The 15,471-nt window shown below is 75.3% G+C and carries 15 protein-coding genes; 5 read left to right on the top strand and 10 right to left on the bottom strand.

The genetic code is table 11. From position 1 onward, the window contains the following. Positions 1-35: 35 nt before the first annotated feature. The gene (locus ACH4TG_RS02200) at positions 36-542 is read left to right on the top strand and encodes a hypothetical protein (RefSeq protein WP_398239857.1); all 507 of its coding nucleotides are present in this window, start codon (positions 36-38) and stop codon (positions 540-542) included. Between the two features lie 18 nt (positions 543-560). Here ACH4TG_RS02200 and ACH4TG_RS02195 read toward each other — a convergent pair whose 3' ends face one another. After that, positions 561-1,406 (bottom strand): thioesterase family protein, encoded by an 846-nt coding sequence (locus tag ACH4TG_RS02195; RefSeq protein ID WP_398239855.1) that lies wholly within the window; start codon positions 1,404-1,406, stop codon positions 561-563. Positions 1,407-1,612: 206 nt separating this feature from the next. Between ACH4TG_RS02195 and ACH4TG_RS02190 the strand changes: the two genes are divergently transcribed. Beyond that, entirely contained in the window at positions 1,613-2,848 is a 1,236-nt protein-coding gene (locus tag ACH4TG_RS02190; RefSeq protein ID WP_398239853.1) for a serine hydrolase domain-containing protein, read from the top strand. Between the two features lie 112 nt (positions 2,849-2,960). On the opposite strand, the gene ACH4TG_RS02185 is transcribed toward ACH4TG_RS02190, so the two are convergent. After that, complete coding sequence (locus ACH4TG_RS02185) at positions 2,961-4,652, bottom strand: discoidin domain-containing protein (RefSeq protein WP_398239852.1); 1,692 nt, start codon at positions 4,650-4,652, stop codon at positions 2,961-2,963. 289 nt (positions 4,653-4,941) lie between these two features. On the opposite strand from ACH4TG_RS02185, the gene ACH4TG_RS02180 reads away from it, so the two are divergent. Next, positions 4,942-6,015 carry a serine hydrolase gene (locus tag ACH4TG_RS02180; RefSeq protein ID WP_398239850.1) on the top strand — a complete coding sequence of 358 codons (1,074 nt, stop codon included), beginning with the start codon at positions 4,942-4,944 and terminating at the stop codon, positions 6,013-6,015. 54 nt (positions 6,016-6,069) lie between these two features. Here ACH4TG_RS02180 and ACH4TG_RS02175 read toward each other — a convergent pair whose 3' ends face one another. From ACH4TG_RS02175 to ACH4TG_RS02150, 6 genes are all read right to left on the bottom strand, one after another. Continuing rightward, positions 6,070-6,525, bottom strand: a complete 456-nt coding sequence (locus ACH4TG_RS02175) for a DUF5990 family protein (protein ID WP_398240462.1) — start codon at positions 6,523-6,525, stop codon at positions 6,070-6,072. A 76-nt stretch (positions 6,526-6,601) separates the two neighbouring features. Further along, positions 6,602-7,345: an ArsR/SmtB family transcription factor gene (locus ACH4TG_RS02170; RefSeq protein WP_398239848.1), complete on the bottom strand. Its 744-nt coding sequence runs from the start codon at positions 7,343-7,345 to the stop codon at positions 6,602-6,604. Between the two features lie 111 nt (positions 7,346-7,456). Beyond that, complete coding sequence (locus ACH4TG_RS02165; RefSeq protein WP_398239847.1) at positions 7,457-8,467, bottom strand: NADPH:quinone reductase; 1,011 nt, start codon at positions 8,465-8,467, stop codon at positions 7,457-7,459. A gap of 126 nt (positions 8,468-8,593) precedes the next feature. Then, positions 8,594-8,959: a hypothetical protein gene (locus tag ACH4TG_RS02160; RefSeq protein WP_398239845.1), complete on the bottom strand. Its 366-nt coding sequence runs from the start codon at positions 8,957-8,959 to the stop codon at positions 8,594-8,596. Between the two features lie 133 nt (positions 8,960-9,092). Further along, positions 9,093-9,989 (bottom strand): Gfo/Idh/MocA family protein, encoded by an 897-nt coding sequence (locus tag ACH4TG_RS02155; RefSeq protein ID WP_398240461.1) that lies wholly within the window; start codon positions 9,987-9,989, stop codon positions 9,093-9,095. Positions 9,990-10,003: 14 nt separating this feature from the next. Next, on the bottom strand, positions 10,004-10,378 hold the full coding sequence (locus ACH4TG_RS02150) for a 5-carboxymethyl-2-hydroxymuconate Delta-isomerase (protein ID WP_398239843.1): 375 nt from the start codon (positions 10,376-10,378) through the stop codon (positions 10,004-10,006). A gap of 186 nt (positions 10,379-10,564) precedes the next feature. Between ACH4TG_RS02150 and glnII the strand changes: the two genes are divergently transcribed. Further along, on the top strand, positions 10,565-11,584 hold the full coding sequence (gene glnII / locus ACH4TG_RS02145) for a glutamine synthetase (RefSeq protein WP_398239841.1): 1,020 nt from the start codon (positions 10,565-10,567) through the stop codon (positions 11,582-11,584). 166 nt (positions 11,585-11,750) lie between these two features. Then, positions 11,751-13,724 (top strand): hypothetical protein, encoded by a 1,974-nt coding sequence (locus ACH4TG_RS02140; RefSeq protein ID WP_398239839.1) that lies wholly within the window; start codon positions 11,751-11,753, stop codon positions 13,722-13,724. On the opposite strand, the gene ACH4TG_RS02135 is transcribed toward ACH4TG_RS02140, so the two are convergent. Next, positions 13,702-14,196 carry a GNAT family N-acetyltransferase gene (locus tag ACH4TG_RS02135; protein ID WP_398239837.1) on the bottom strand — a complete coding sequence of 165 codons (495 nt, stop codon included), beginning with the start codon at positions 14,194-14,196 and terminating at the stop codon, positions 13,702-13,704. The genes ACH4TG_RS02140 and ACH4TG_RS02135 overlap by 23 nt on opposite strands. Positions 14,197-14,397: 201 nt before the next feature. Further along, entirely contained in the window at positions 14,398-15,390 is a 993-nt protein-coding gene (locus ACH4TG_RS02130; RefSeq protein ID WP_398239835.1) for a phosphotransferase family protein, read from the bottom strand. Between the last annotated feature and the right edge of the window lie 81 nt (positions 15,391-15,471).

Below are 15,471 nucleotides of genomic sequence, written 5' to 3'. Positions count from 1 at the left end.
CGACGGCTCCGGGACATCCGTTTCGGAGGTGGACAATGCGCAGCCGGCACCACTCTTCCCGTTCCGCCGCGGTCGCGGTGGCCGCGCTCGGCGCCGCCGCGGTCGGCGTGATGGCGGCGCCGTCCGCCGGCGCCGAGGGGCTCCCGACGCCGATCGGGCCGCACCAGTACTTCGCCGGGCAGGTCAACGGCGTGTCGACCGGGGCGGTCATCAAGGTCGGCTGCTTCGGGCCCGTCACCGCGACGTCGACCGGCCATCCGCTGGCCGGGCAGACCGTCGCGGTCCAGCTGGAGGCGGACGCCACCGGCAAGGACGACGGGTACACCGGCGAGTCGGCGGACCACGTCGCGGTGGAGTTCGAGTCGCTGCCGACGAGCGGCGCCGTCCTGCAACTCCACCAGTACGGCGTCACCGCCGAGATCCCCACCGCGCTGAGCCTGCCGTGCGAGGGCTCCGGGACGGTGCTGTTCGTGCCCGGTCCCACCAGCGGCACCGCCCGTTCGGCCGCGGTGGCCGTGACGTATGTGAACGCCGGTCTCTGACGCGCGGGGCCGGGCCGGTCAGCGCTCGGCGACCAGGAGGGTCTGCAGCACGCGGCCGCAGTCGCCGGCCGCGTCCTCCAGCCGGCCGGCGGCCAGCGCGGAGCCGGCCGGGGACGCCGCCGTGGCCGAGGTGAGGCAGAGCCACGCGCCGACCGGGTCGCGGTGCAGCGCGAGGGTGATGTCGGTGTTGATGACCAGCTTGCGGACGTAGTCGAGTTCCGAGCCGATGGCCCAGTTGCTGTCGGCCAGGGTGAGGGCGCGGGTGAGCGGGGTGTCGTCCTGGCCGGCGACGAGGGGGATGCGCTGGCGGGCCCAGGCGGCGCCAGGGCCGGGGGTGTCGAAGCCGCTGCCGGCGGCGAAGCGCCACTCCATCGCGGCGAGGTAGCCGTCGACGTGGACGCCGGCCATGGTGCTCGGCGGCTGCGGGTCCGCCAGGGGGGCGCCGGGCGCCTCGTGGAGGGCGGGGGTGTCGGCGGGGGCGGCCAGCATGCGCCAGGCGCGGGCGAGCATCACCGGCTTCCCGTCGCAGGCCAGTTCGCCCTCCAGCAGTTCGGCGCGCGAGCCGGTGCGGACCGTGCGGACGTGGACGTCCAGGTCCGCCACCGGTACCGGGCGCGGCAGTTCGAGGGTGACACGGGCGATCCGGAAGCCGGCGCGCGGCTCGTGCTGCTCGAAGGCCCGGCCGAGGAGGGCCGAAGGCGGGCCCGCGTGCTGGCTCTTGGGGTCCCACGGTCCGGCGGTCGCGGTGGTGCTCTCGTAGTGGCCGGCGCGCGACTCGCGGTAGAAGGCCGGGGGCAGGTCGGGGGGCGGCGCGGTCGCGGAGGCGTCCTGCGCGGGGGGCTGCTCTGCGGGTGCGGGGGCCATGGCGCTCCAGACTCTGCTCGCCGACTGCCGTCGACGGTCACGTCGGCGGACAGGTCGACGGTAGTCGGCGGTCCCGCTGACGGTAGTGCCGGGTACGGGGGTTGGCCCCACCTTCGCAGCGGGTGGCAGCCGGATCGCGGGGTCCGCGCGGGGTGGATTGACTGTCGGTGACGGTTCGGAACGGCACGGACGGGGTGTGATCGGTGATGGGTGCGGCAGCGGGCAGGCGGGGGCTCGTGGTGGCGTGGGCGGTGGCCCTGGCCGCCTCGGCACTGGCGGCGGTCCCGGCGACGGCGAGGACGCGCACCCAGACGGGCACCGGGACGGGGACGGCCGCGCGCGACGGCGCGCACGCGGGGGCCGGCTACACGGCGGGCAGCCTCCGCCGTGACCTCGCCGCCGTCCGGACGGCGGGCGGCGGTCAGGTGAACCTCGTCGCCCGGCTGGACCGCGCCGGCCAGGACCCGCTCGTGGTCCGCTCCGGCTCCGCGCTCCCCCGCGACCCGGAGTTCCGCGTCGCCAGCACCACGAAGACGTTCACCGCGGTGGTGGTGCTCCAACTCGCCGCGGAGAAGCGGCTCTCGCTCGACGACACGGTGGCGCACTGGCTGCCGGGCGTGGTCGCGGGGAACGGCAACGACGGCGGCCGGATCACATTGCGGGACCTGCTGCGCCAGACCAGCGGGCTGTTCGACTACGTGGCCGATCCCGAGGTCCAGGACAAGCTCGTCGGCCACTTCGAGGAGAACCGCTACGACGACACCCCGGCGGCCGACCTGGTGGCCATCGCGATGCGGCACGCGCCGCTGTTCACCCCGGGCGACGGGCCGCGCCGCTGGGCCTACTCCAACACCAACTACCTGGTGGCGGCGATGATCGCGGAGAAGGCGACCGGGCAGAGCTGGCGGGAGCTGGTCGAGCACCGGGTGATCGCGCCGCTGGGGCTGCGCCACACCTACATCCCGGGCGCGAACCCGTTCCTGGTCGGGCCGCACGTGCCGGTGACCATCGACGGCCCGGACGGCCGGCGGGTGGACCTGACCGAGGAGAGCTTCCAGCACACCGCCGACTCGGGCGTCGTCAGCACGCCGTCCGACCTGAACGCGTTCTTCCGCGCGCTGGCCACCGGCCGGCTGCTGCCCGCCGCGCAGTGGCGGGAGATGCGCGAGACCGTGCCGTACGACGACCTGCCGGTGCCGCCCGCGGGACGCCAGGGCGGCTACGGGCTGGGCATCCGGGTCGTGCCGCTGACCTGCGGCGGGGTGTACTACATGCACGAGGGCGACGGCTGGGGCGTGTACGGGCGGCCCGCGGTGTCCGCGGACGGGCGGCGGGCGGTGACCGTGTCGATCACGACCACCACCGCCCTGATCGACCAGGAGCGGGTCGACCGGGCGGTGGAGTCGCTCACCGACCACGCGCTGTGCGGCAGGTCCGCCTAGCTCGTGGGTGCCGCCCCGGCCCTCCTCGGCGCGCTCCCGGCCTCCTCGGGCGCGGGGAGGCGTCGCTGAGGGGCCGGGACGCGGGTGAGGAGCCGGGACGCGCCCCGAGGCGTCAGGAGGCGTACACCTGGAGGTCGGCGACCTGGCCGGCCGGCCACCCCGTGTTGGCGGTGAAGGTCAGCCGCACGTAGCGCGCGGTGGTGCCGGCCGGCAGGGTGGCCGTCGCGGTGTTCCCGGTGGCGGGGTCGAAGGTGTAGGCGGCGGACCCCAGCACCTGGCTGAACGTGCCGCCGTCGTTGCTGCCCTGCACGGAGAGGGTCTGGGTGCGGGCCCCCCACGCGGAGGACGGCGGCAGCCCGAGCACGATCCGCCCGATGCCCGTCGGGGCGCCGAGGTCGACCTGAAGCCACTGCGGGAAGGCGTTGTTGGCGGACTCCCAGTAGCTGTTCGGGTCGCCGTCGACGGCGTTGCCCGAGCCGTAGCTCTGGGTGTGGCTGCTCTCCGAAGTGGCCTTGTGCAGCGCCAGGTTGGTGGGCGGCGGCGGGTTGCCGCCGCCGGTGGTCGGCTGGGTGGGGCGGGTGGCGGTGAGCGCGATCTGGCCCTTGAGCATCTTCCCGCCGTCGCCGGTCAGCCGCAGGTAGTAGTCCGAGGAGCAGGCGGTGCCGTCCTCGTCCAGCGCCAGGAAACCGGAGTTGGTCGGCACCCATGCCTGGGACTCGGCGGTCTTGGCGATCTGGTTGCCCTCGTTGTACTCGTCGAACATCGAGATGTAGATGCCCTGCACCCCGGCCCGGCACATGTTGTAGAACTGCCGCCACATGAAGTCGCCGTGGGCGCGCTGCCGTCCGGAGACGTCGCCGGGCAGCACGCACGGCTGGTAGTCGATGCCGTGGGAGGCGCAGTCGGCCTCGTCGCCGACGGTGTAGGTGTTGTAGGCGTTGTCGGACTCGCCGGCGTTGCCGATCGCGCCGACCATCCACGGGGAGATCATGTTGAACGCGTGGTAGACGTCGGTGTAGCCGGTGCGGGTGCCGGCGCCGCCGGTGCGCCACTCGCGCGGGACCCCGCCGATGACGTAACAGCCCTGGGACTTGAACCAGTTGATCACGTCCAGGCAGGCGTCGGTGCTGAACGGGTGGTTGTTGTCGTTGAAGCCGAAGCCCCAGATGCACACCACCGGCTTGCCGTTCTGCCGCGCGTAGGCCGAACTCGCCGTGTGCGCCGACATCTTGTTCGTCCAGTCCGTCTTGATCTCGGACTGCATGTTCGTCCAGTTCGTGACGTCGTACATGACGTAGAACTTCACGCCGTGCGACTCGGCCGCGCTGCGCACCTTCGCCGCCATCGCGTCCCGCGTCGGCCCCTCGCCGCCCGTGGGGTTGAACCGCTGGAGCGCCGCGGTGTCGATGCCGTACTGCTGCATCCACTGGAAGTGCGTGTCCACCGTCTGCTGGTCGTACGACGAGAACAGCGTCGCCGGCTGCCCGTTGCCCAGGTTCGCGTACGACGTCTGGTAGCCGTGCGTGTAGTCGCGCATGTCGGGCCAGCATTTGATGCCGGTGTTGGTGGGGGACGGCGGCTGGCCCCAGTTCTGGGTCCAGTGCCACCAGCCGTTGATCGGCGCTCCGTCGCCGGTGCACGCGAACCAGCCCTGGTACCCGACGGTGATCTTGCCGACCACGTCTCCCGGCGGGCTGCCCGCCGCTGAGGCGGTGCCGGCGAGTGCGGTCGTGGTCGCCCCTGCGGCTCCCACCGCGGTGGCCGCGACCGCGGCGCGCAGGAAGACCCGGCGTGTGACACCCATCTGGACTCCTCCGATCGGCTGTCAACTCCCGCCGCCGCACGGGGATGGGGGGATCGGCAGCGGCCCGGAAGTCTGGTGCCGGGGATCGTAACGACGCGCTTACTGCACCGCAATACTCCGCGCATAAGGTGAAATATTTTACAGAACTCGCGCAAGAAGGAGCCAGGTCACTCAGGGGCGGGGTGGCGGCCCGGGAGGGGGTGCCATGACGAGCGGTTTCATCCGGATCTCAGGGATCCGGGCCGGTGTTCTCACCAGAACCCCAGAATCCGCCTCTACGGTCCGCGGCATGACACAGGAACGGCCACCGTCGCCCGACGGTGGGGACGGACCGCCCGAGCCCTCGGGGCCGCGCCCGCACGGGGCGCCCTGGGCGCGGCCGCTGCTGGTGTCGGTGACGGCGCTGGCCGCCATCGCGGTGCTGACGCTGGCCACCCTCACGCAGTCGCCGTCGGCCCCCGCGGCCTCGGACGCGAAGGCCGCGGGAGCGGCCTCCGGCACCGGCGCGCCCAGCCCCGCGACGACCTCGGCGGCGGCGCCCTCGCCGTCCGCGACGACCCCCGCCACGACCGCTCCCCCGCCGACGGCCGCGACGCCGACCGCGACCTCGACCACTCCGAAGCGGTCCGCGTCGGCGGCGGTGGCGGACGCGATCGACGCCCTGCCCGCGGCCGGCGACGTCGCGGTGGCCGTCACCGACCTGGACGACGGCGTGGAGGTCAGCGCGGCCTTCGACAGCAGCGACGACCGCGGCAACACCTACGACACGGCCAGCATCGTCAAGGTGGACATCCTCGCCGCGCTGCTGCTGCGGGCCCAGCACGCGGACACGCATCTCACCGCGAACCAGCGGGCCCTGGCCACCGTGATGATCGAGCAGAGCGACAACGACGCGGCCACCGCGCTGTGGGACGCCATCGGCGGCGGCCCGGGCCTGGCCGAGGCAAACGAGACCCTGGGACTCGACCACACCACACCCGGCAGCGGCGAGCTGTGGGGGCTCACCCAGACCACAGCCGGTGACCAGCTCACCCTGCTCCGGGCGGTGTTCGTGGGAGCGGACTCCCCGCTGTCGGGCGCCTCGCGCGACTACATCGCGGGCCTGATGGGCGCGGTGACCGCCACCCAGAACTGGGGCGTGTCGGCCGCCGGCTCCGACGACGCGGGCTACGCCCTCAAGAACGGCTGGCTGCAGCGCACCAGGACCGGGCTGTGGGACGTCAACAGCATCGGCCGGGTCGTCCGCGACGGCCACCGCCTGCTGATCGCGGTGCTGTCCTCCGGCCAGGGTTCGGAGCGGGCCGGCATCGACCTGGTGGAGCGGGCGGCCACCGCGGCCGCGGACGCCTTCCGTTCGCGGTAGGACGCGGTCGCCGCGGTCAGGCGGCCGTTCGGCCGGGGGTCCGGCTGCGGCCGGTCAGCCGGCGGTCCAGCGGACGGCCGGCGGGACCACCCGGGCGCACGTCGGGTGGCCCTTGGCGTCGGTGAGGCCGAACGTGCCGGTCAGCCGGCCGGAGTTGACGGCCTCGGCGAGAACCTCCGGGGCGATCGCGCCGAGCATCAGTTTGGCGCGCCGGAACATCGTGAAGGCGCCGTCCTCGCCGACGGTCCCCCAGGACAGGTAGACGAACCGCTCGCCGGGGCCGCCCTGCACGTAGGGGCCGGTCAGCTCGGTGCCGCCGTCCCGCGCCGGCCCGGCCTTGCACGCGAGCGTCCAGGTGGCGTGCGGCGCGTCGCCCGGCGTCAGACCGAGCAACTCCCCCGGTTTCGCCCGGCGCTGGACGGCGACATGGATGTTCTCGTACGCGGCGAAGCCCGGGGCTCCGCCGCAGCTGCGGCCGGGCAGCTCCTCGCCCCGCAGGGTCAGCGTCACGGCGGTCACCCGCCCATTGTGGGCCATCCACGGCCGGCGGCGCGGGCGCCGGCCGGCACGGGCGCCGCCCCGCCGCCTACCGCGCGCCCGCCGGATCGAGGGCGTCGGCGGGGATGCCCAGCGTCCGGGCGAGTTCGCGCTCGCCCAGCGGGGTCACCTTGACGGCGCGGCCCGTGCCGATCCGGGCCGCCCAGCCGCGGTCCAGGACCAGGCGGCACAGTTCGGCGCCCGCGGTGCCCGCCAGGTGCGGGCGGCGCTCGGTCCAGTCCAGGCAGGACCTGGCCAGCGGGCGCCGCGAGGACGGGGAGCGCGCCAGGTCGGCGCCGAGGCCGGTCAGCCAGTCGACCCCGGCGTCGGTGAGCGCGAACCCGGTGTCCTGGCGCAGCATCCCGCGGGCGGTCATCGCGTCGGTGACGGCGACGCCCAGCCGCCCGGCGAGGTGGTCGTAGCAGGTGCGGCCGCGCGCCAGCGCCCGGCTCGCGCTGTGGGCGCGCAGCCCTCCTGCGGCGGCCGGCCGCACAGGCTCGCTCACCCGCGCGGCCAGATCCTCCACGAACCGGGCCGCGTCGGGACCGGCGAGCCGCACGTAGCCGTGCCGGCCCTGGCGCTCGCGCACCAGCAGCCCGCCGTCGACCAGCCGCGCGAGGTGCTCGCTCATCGTCGACGGCGCCACCCCGCAGTACCGGGCCAGCTCGCCGCCGGTCCAGGCCCGCCGGTCGAGCAGCGCCAGGCACACCGCGGCGCGGGTCTCGTCGGCCAGCAGCCCGGCCAGCGCCGCCAGCCCGGGTGCCGCGGGGTCCGCCGTCCTGTCCTTCTCCATGTCCCCATCCTGCGCCCGCCACCGTTCGCTCCCCACCGAAAGGTGCCCGGCCGGCGGGCGGCCGACCACCGGACCCGGCGGATCCCGGGCCGCACGCGCGTAAGCCCGGGCCTACGCCGAGACGTTCACCAGCACCTTGCCGACCGTCCCCGACTCCACCGCCGCGTGCGCCGCGCCGGTCCCGGCCAGCGGGAAGTGGTGCAGGGGCAGGCCGGCGCCCTCGCCCACGTGCAGGGCCTCGTCGGCGAGGGCGGCGCTGACCGCGGCCACCGCGTGGTCCTTGGCGGCCCGCGGCACGGCGTAGACCATCACGCCCTGCCAGCGGAGGTTGGCGGCCATCGACGGCCGGCTCGGGACGGCCACCGCCGGGCCGTCGTCGGCGTAGAAGGCGATGGCCGCGTCCGGCGCGGTGACGGCCAGGTCGAGCGCGGCGTTGGTGGCCGGCGCGACCTCCACCACGATGTGCACGCCGTCCGGCGCGATGCCGCGGATCTCCGTCCCGGCGTCCTGCGCGCGGTAGTCCACGACGTGGTGCGCGCCGGCCGCGGCGGCCAGCGCCGCCTTCTGGGGGCTGCTGACCGTGGTGATCACCGTGGCGCCCGCCCACCGGGCGAGCTGGATCGCCGCGTTGCCGACCGCGCCCGCGCCGCCGGCCACCAGCACGGTGCGGCCGGCGAGCGCGCCGGGCGCGAGGCGCTGCGGCCCGCCGTCGGCGACGGTCAGCGCGCGGTGGGCGGTCAGGAACGGGATGCCGAGGCTCGCGCCGAGGTCGAAGGAGGCGTGCGCGGGGAGGGGGACCGCCTGCCGCGCGGGCAGCACCACGTACTCCTGCGCGGTGCCGTCGGCCCGCTGGTACGCCGACTCCCAGAGCCAGACGCGCTCGCCGACGCGCTCGGCGGCCACTCCCGGGCCGACCGCGTCGACGACACCGGACCCGTCCTGGTTCGGCACCTGCTCGGCAGCCCTGGAACCGGCCGCACGCGACTTCCAGTCCGTGGGGTTGACCCCGGAGACCCGTACGGCGACGCGGACTTCACCCGGGCCGGGCTCCGGCACCGGCCGGTCGTCGACGAGCGTCAGGACGTCGGGGCCGCCGCTGGTGGTGTAGATGATGGCTTTCATGGGTTGTACAAGGTACGCGCGCCGCGTCCTTCTTCCCGGAAGCCACCCGGGCGCCGGGCCCTTCCGCCCACCGACCGGACGACGTCCGCCCGCCGGGCAGGGCCCCGTGGCGGCCCGCGCCCGCGGTCAGATCGGCTCGGGCAGGGCCACCCGGTCCGCGATCGGCGGGCTCCCGGGCGTGCGCCGCGCGTAGCTGCCGGACGCCCCGCCGTGGCCGCGGTGCACCAGCAGCCCGGTGACCGGGTCGGGCACCGCGTCCAGCGCGGCCCGGGTACCGGGCAGCGACTTCCAGTCCAGCCAGGTGCGTTCCTCGACGAACGCCACTTCGAGTACGACTCCCCAGCTGTACTCGAACCACTTCCAGGACGACGCACCGTTGGTGACCAGCGACTCGTCCAGCATCTGCGCGTACGCGTCACGCCACGCCGTCGCCGAGGTCACCGCGTGCTCGGAGTCCAGGATCTCGATCGACCACCAGTCCGCAGGCCTCATGCCTTCGAAGATAGACACCCGCACGGGCCGCCGGAAGGGCTGAACCCGGCCCGGAGCGTGATCTTTTGTCCCGGGATGCGCCCCTGCCGTCGCTCCGGGCGCGCCCCGAGGTCACCCCGGGGCGCGCCCGGCGTCAGTCGAGCGCCGCCTCCGCCGCCGCGAGGATCTCCGTGACGCGCAGCCCGAAGCGGGCATCGCACGGGTGCGGTGTCCCGGCGGTGAGCGCGTCGACGGCCCCGGCTAGGGCGCCGGCGGCCTCCCCGGCGAGGCCGTCGGGGTACACCGCCACACCGGGCGTGCCGCGGAACTCGATGGCCACCCCGGCCGCCGCGGGCGGCGCGGTGAGGGTGAGCAGCGACGTGCTGGAGGCGCCGCTGTCATGACGGAGCGTCAGGTGCACGGCGTCGCCGCGGCCGCGGGCGGCCGTGACCTCGACGGCGTCGCCGAGCACCGGCAGCAGCACCGACAGGGCGTGCGGGCCGACGTCCCACAGCCCGCCCTTCTCCCGCCGCCAGGGCGAGTCGGCGAACGGACTGGCGTCGTCGCTGAACACCGCGCCGTACCAGTCGGCGCGGCCGGTGAACCAGCCGCTCCCCGCGCCGTCCGCGGCGGCGCGGCGGCCGGCCGCCGCCTGCTCGTCGATCCACCGCGCGCTGGCGGGGTCGAAGCGCAGCGTGAAGAAGACCACCGACCTGACACCGGCGGCGTCCACCGCGTCCGCGACGGCTCGGGCGTCCGCGACGGTCGCCGCGAGCGGCTTGTCGAGCAGCAGGTGCCGGCCGGCGCGGGCGGCGCGGACGGCCAGCGGCGCCTGGAGGGCGGGCGGCAGGGCGACGGCCACCGCGTCCACGTCGGCGATGAGCGCGTCGGCGTCGGGGTAGGCGCGGGTGCCGAACAGCCCGGCCACTTCCGCGGCGGCCTCGGGCCTGCGGCCCCAGACGCCGGCGAACTCCACACCGGGGTGCGCGGCGAGCGCCGGTCCGTGGGTGAGCCGGGCCCATGGCCCGGTGCCCAGCAGACCGACGCGCAGCCGCGGGGCGGCCGTCACGGCTGCGTCCGCGGTTCTTCGTGGCGGGCGTAGGCGTCGCGGTCGAGGTCGCGGATGTCCACGGAGAACTGCACCTCGAACTGCGGCATGGGCGCGGTGTGGCGGCGCAGCAGGTCCAGCGCCGCCTCGGACAGCGCTCGTTTGGTCTCGGCGGGGCGGCCGGAGAGCAGCGCGATCTCGGCGTGGATCATGGCGTGGTCCGGCGAGCCGTCGCCGATGTACACCGCGTCGTGGCGCACGAAGCGGGTCTTGCAGCCGCCGGCGCGGCCGCCGGCGAGGGAGACGACGGCCTCGTGGAGGTCCTTGGCGAGCGAGGCGGGATCGAATGAGCCGGCCGCGTTGGCCGAGTACTCGACGCTGATGTGTGGCATGCCCGCAGCCTAACCGGCCGTCCTCGGCGGGCGGCGGGCGCTGTCACCGCTGGTCACGACGGGTAGTTCACATCGGGTTAACACTCGGGCAACGGAGGGGAAAAGGCTCCCTGGGACGCTACGGAACGGCCCGACCAGCGAAGCTCGGCCGCACCCGCGATCACGTTCGTTAAGGATGGCGTCACCGTGACCTTCAAGGCCGAGTACATCTGGATAGACGGAACCAAGCCGACCGCCAAGCTGCGTTCGAAGACGAAAATCCTGGCCGACGGCGCGGAGCTTCCGGTCTGGGGCTTCGACGGTTCCAGCACCAGCCAGGCCGAGGGCCACGCCTCGGACCGCGTACTCAAGCCGGTGGCCTCCTACCCCGACCCGATCCGGGGCGGCGACGACCTCCTGGTGCTGTGCGAGGTCTACGACATCGACGGCACCCCGCACGAGTCCAACACGCGCGCCGCGCTGCGCGAGGTGGCCGAGCGGTTCGCCGAGCAGGAGTCGCTGTTCGGTATCGAGCAGGAGTACACGTTCTTCCAGGGCCCGCGCCCGCTGGGCTTCCCCGAGGGCGGCTTCCCCGCGCCGCAGGGCGGCTACTACTGCGGTGTCGGCGCCGACGAGATCTTCGGCCGCGCGGTGGTGGAGAAGCACCTGGACAACTGCCTGGCCGCGGGCCTGTCCCTCTCCGGCATCAACGCCGAGGTCATGCCCGGCCAGTGGGAGTTCCAGGTCGGCCCGCTGAGCCCGCTGGAGGTCAGCGACCAGCTGTGGGTCGCCCGCTGGCTGCTCTACCGTACCGCCGAGGACTTCGGCATCTCCGCGACGCTGGACCCGAAGCCGGTCAAGGGCGACTGGAACGGCGCGGGCGCCCACACCAACTTCTCCACCAAGGCGATGCGCGAGGGCTACGCGGCGATCATCGAGGCCGCCGAGGCGCTGGGCCGCGACGACAAGCCGCTGGAGCACATCAGGAACTACGGCGCCGGCGTCGAGGCGCGGCTGACCGGTGCGCACGAGACCGCCCCGTGGAACGCCTACAGCTACGGCGTCTCCGACCGCGGCGCATCGGTGCGCATCCCGTGGCAGGTCGAGGTGGACCAGAAGGGCTACATCGAGGACCGCCGCCCGAACGCCAACGTCGACCCGTACGTGGTGACCCGGCTGATCGTGGACACCTGCGGTGCCGCGCTGGAGAAGGCCGGCCTGGTCTGACGCACCGGCCGTCCGCACACGCCCCGGGGCGCCCGTCGTGACGGCGGGCGCCCCGGGGCGTTCCCGGCCGCCCCGATCCGCGCCGGTGGGACCGCACGACGGCGTGGCGGAGTGACCATCGCATCAACGACTCGTTTGACGAGGCGTGAACACGCAAGCGCAGCCTGTGACTTCGCCCGCCGACAGCGCGGCCCCGGTGGCCGTGGAGGAGGCCGAGGCGGCGCTGGTCGAGCACTATCCGCGGCTGGTGCGGCTCGCGTACCTCACGCTTCCGGCCTCGCTCGGAAAGCACCGCAGGGTGCTGGTCGCCCACCGGCTGGTGCAGCGCGCGCTGCCGCGCAAGACCCGCACCGCGCGCGGCGGCGCGTACGGGCTGCTCCGTTACGAGGTGCTGCGGGCGGCGCTGGCGTACGGCGCCCGCAGCGGCAGCGGAAGCCGCGGGCGGGGGCGCGGCGCAGCGATCACCCGGGCGGTGCGCGCGGTCCTGGACGCGGTACGGCTGCCGGCGGTGGCCGGCCTGCGGGTCCACCCGCGCGCCGGCGGAAGTGACGAACTCGCCCTGGACCGCGCCCTGTCGGCGCTGCCCGCGGCGGCCAGGGCGGCGTTCGCGCTGCAGGCCCTGGAGGGGCTGGGCGAGCGCGGCGCCCGGGTGGTGCTGGAGTCGGCGGGCGTCGCCGACGTGCGGGGGCCGCTGCGCGCGGCGGCGGCCGTCGAGGGGCGCCGGCATCTGCTGGGCGCCGGCGAGTTCGACCCCTGCACCGTGCAGACCGGGCCCACCGACCTGCTGCGCCGCCGCCAGCGCGCCCGGGTGGGGCTGGTCGCGGCTGCCGTGGTGGGCGTCGGCGGGCTGCTGCTGGCCGTCGGGATCGCCGGCGGCGCCCCCGGCGACGCGCGGGCGGCGGGCGGTTCTCCCGGATCCGGCAGCTCGGCCGCGCTCGACCCGGCGGCGCTGGTGCGCGTCCCCGCGGACGCCTGGCGGTCCACCGCACGGCTGGACTTCACCGCCTGGCCCGTGCGCGGCGACCGCGCCGGCGACACCGCGCTGCTCGGCCGCGCGCTGGCGGTGTGGGCGGCCCCCGGCACCGGCGTCGACGTCACCGCCACGCCCGGCACGCCGCGCACCGCGCCCGCCGGGGCGCCGCAACTGCTCTTCGCCGGGAACGTGGACGGCGCCGCGGTCGTGATCCTGCACGACGGGATGCGGCTGGTGCGGTACGCGGAGCCGGCCGGCGGCGGCGGGCGGGCCGCCCTGGACTTCGCCCGGGTCGACGACGCCGACATCACCACCGCGGCGGCCGTCGTCCTGGACCGGGTGGACGGCAACACCCGCTTCCTGACCGCTCCCTGGGTCGCGGAGGCGCAGACCCGGGACCTGCTCGTGCCCGGCAGGACCGGCGCGCCGCTGCACCGCAGCGGCGACGGTGTGACCGACCCGGTGCAGGCGCCGGGCGCGGGCACCGCGCCGGGGACGGCGGGCGCGGCCGGGGCCTGCGGGACGACCTGGCCGGTGCTGCAGCTGCGCTCGTCGCCGAGCGTCGCCGAGCACCACGCGTTCCTGCTCACCGACCTCGGCGACCTCACGCCGGTCCACCTGACCTACCTTCCCGCGCCGGACGGCAGCACCCCCGCGACCGCGCCGCGGGAGGCCACCGGGCCCGCGGCGCTGACCAGTTGGGCGCACGGCGCCTGCCGGCTCGGCGAGCTGCGCGGCCAGGGCGTGCGGTCCGTCAACGACTGGGAGTTCGCGCGCACGCCGCTGCCGGAGTCGGCGGGCGAGGCGTCCTGGACCTGCGACCGCGCCGACACCTGGCGCGGCCCGGGTGAGGCCACCGTGCAGTTCCTGGCGCCCGGCGGGGGTGCGGCCACCCCCTCCTCGGTGGTGGGCGGGCAGCAGGACGGGAGCGCCTGCAGCCGCTTCGGGCAGCACGTGATGGCGGGCGTCATGTGGCGCTCGCCGGGCGGCCACTGGTACCTGCTGGCCGCGGGCAGCCGCGGCGTCAGCCGGATCACCGCGACGCACGGCGTGACCGCCGCCGCGTACGGCCCCTACCTGGCGGTGCCGGCCCCGCGGTCGTCCCGCCCGACGCTCACCGCGCACCTGTCCGGCGGCGGCACGATCACACCGCTGGGCCAGAGCTGACCTCGGCGCCGGGCAGGCGCAGCCGCATCAGCACGTGGTCGTCCTCCCGGCCGTCCTCCTCCCAGCCCTGGCGGACGTAGAAGGCGCGGGCGCGGGCGTTGGGCGCGAAGACCTCCAGCCGCACCGTGCTGAGCTTCGCCTCCTGCCACACCTCCACGCAGCCGCGGTGCAGCGCGGTGCCCGCGCCGGTACGCCACACCTCCGGGTCGATGTGGAAGTGGAACAGCTTGTCGTCGTCGAACCGGGCGCCGAGGACGGCGAATCCGACGACGCGGCCGTCCCGGGTCGCGCACAGCACGGTGCGCTCGCGCGACTCGATGGCCCGGGCGGTGCCGGTCCGTTGCCGTTCGAGCTCGGCCGGGCCGCTGTAGGCCTCGGCAGGCAGGTGCCCGGCGTAGTACGTCGCCCGGGCGCGGGCGTGGACGGAGGATATGGCGTCCAGGTCCTCGATCACGGCAGGCCGGATCGTCACGTGCGGGGTTCTCACGGGTACAGGGACGCACGAAGTCTCCCGAAGGTTGCCGATCACCCGAAGGTTGTCGATCAACACACTTCAGCCGATCCCCAACTTTGCTTTTTTCGTGGGGTTTTCACCGTCTCCGACGAGCACGCACACATGGGGCGCACACTCCTGTCCCGTCGCACGCGCAGCGCCCGGCGTCACGCCCGACCGTCACGCCCGCGCGAGCAGCTCCATCAGCCGCGCGGCCTGGCGGGCGGCGGTGCCGGGGGGATTGCGCGGGGCCGCGGGATCGTCGAGGGCGAGGCGGCAGAGCCAGTGCAGGGCGAGGAGCCGGCGCAGTGCCCGCAGGCGGCGGGTCTCGTCCGGGTCCGGCGCGAAGCAGGCGAGGAAGGCGTCGGCGTCCAAGGGCGGACCGCTCCAGGCAGCGATGTGCTCGGTGATCTCGGCTAGTTCCAGGGCCCGTTCGGAGGCGCCGGAGAACTCGAAGTCGACGACTGCGACGCGGGTCCCGTCCCACAGGTAGTTGGCGAGGTTTCCGTCGCCGTGCCCCACCACGGGCGGCCTATCGCCCGGACCGGGGAGGGGTTCCGCCGAGGCGAGCCAGGCCAGCCCCTCGTCCACCGCCTCCGCCACGTCGGGCGGGATGGTCGCCGGCGGACGCGGCCCGGCCGTGCGGTCCGCGGTGCCGCCCGAGGCCCGGGCACGCACGTGCGGCGCCAGGTCCCTGATCTCCGCGGCCAGTTGGTGCGGCAGGCCGTCCCTGGGCGCCCAGCCGGCCGGCACGCGGGACGGGACGGCGGTGTGGATCCGGTCGACGGCCGCGGCGAGCGCCCGGAGCCGGGCGGCGTCGATCGGGGTGCCGCGCAGCGGCGCGCCGCCGAGCCGGGACATCACGATCTCGGGCCGGTCCCGCGTGGGGCGCGGCGAGAGCGGTTCCGGGGCCAGGCCGGGCGCGTGGCGGTGCAGCACGTCCAGGGCCCGCCATTCGGCGGCCGCCCGCCGTGCCGCGTCCTGACCGCGGTGGCGCTTGGTCACCGTCGTGGACCCGAGGAGCACGGTGTGCGTGCCCCACGCACGGTCCGGTCCGGTCGTGTCCGGGCCGCGGTCCGGACCGGTCGTGTCCTGCCCGCGGTCGGATCCGGTCGTGTCCGGGCCGCGGTCGGGTCCGGTCGTGCCGGACGTCGCGGAACTGTCGGATGTCATGGCAGGCGATCCTGCCGGATGCCGCGGCGGGCCGCTCCGGATGTCAGGTTCCGGGGCGGCCCGCCGCGGTGCGCGGGGCCG

Source organism: Streptomyces sp. NPDC020917, assembly GCF_044333795.1.
Classification (GTDB): Bacteria; Actinomycetota; Actinomycetes; order Streptomycetales; family Streptomycetaceae; genus Actinacidiphila.
This window is presented reverse-complemented; position numbering and strand designations above follow the sequence as displayed.

Excerpts from the sequence above, each read along its gene's own strand:
- ACH4TG_RS02200 (WP_398239857.1), top strand. The coding sequence starts at position 36 with ATGCGCAGCCGGCACCACTCTTCCCGTTCCGCCGCGGTCGCGGTGGCC.
- ACH4TG_RS02195 (WP_398239855.1), bottom strand. The coding sequence starts at position 1,406 with ATGGCCCCCGCACCCGCAGAGCAGCCCCCCGCGCAGGACGCCTCCGCG.
- ACH4TG_RS02190 (WP_398239853.1), top strand. The coding sequence starts at position 1,613 with ATGGGTGCGGCAGCGGGCAGGCGGGGGCTCGTGGTGGCGTGGGCGGTG.
- ACH4TG_RS02185 (WP_398239852.1), bottom strand. The coding sequence starts at position 4,652 with ATGGGTGTCACACGCCGGGTCTTCCTGCGCGCCGCGGTCGCGGCCACC.
- ACH4TG_RS02180 (WP_398239850.1), top strand. The coding sequence starts at position 4,942 with ATGACACAGGAACGGCCACCGTCGCCCGACGGTGGGGACGGACCGCCC.
- ACH4TG_RS02170 (WP_398239848.1), bottom strand. The coding sequence starts at position 7,345 with ATGGAGAAGGACAGGACGGCGGACCCCGCGGCACCCGGGCTGGCGGCG.
- ACH4TG_RS02165 (WP_398239847.1), bottom strand. The coding sequence starts at position 8,467 with ATGAAAGCCATCATCTACACCACCAGCGGCGGCCCCGACGTCCTGACG.
- ACH4TG_RS02160 (WP_398239845.1), bottom strand. The coding sequence starts at position 8,959 with ATGAGGCCTGCGGACTGGTGGTCGATCGAGATCCTGGACTCCGAGCAC.
- ACH4TG_RS02150 (WP_398239843.1), bottom strand. The coding sequence starts at position 10,378 with ATGCCACACATCAGCGTCGAGTACTCGGCCAACGCGGCCGGCTCATTC.
- ACH4TG_RS02130 (WP_398239835.1), bottom strand. The coding sequence starts at position 15,390 with ATGACATCCGACAGTTCCGCGACGTCCGGCACGACCGGACCCGACCGC.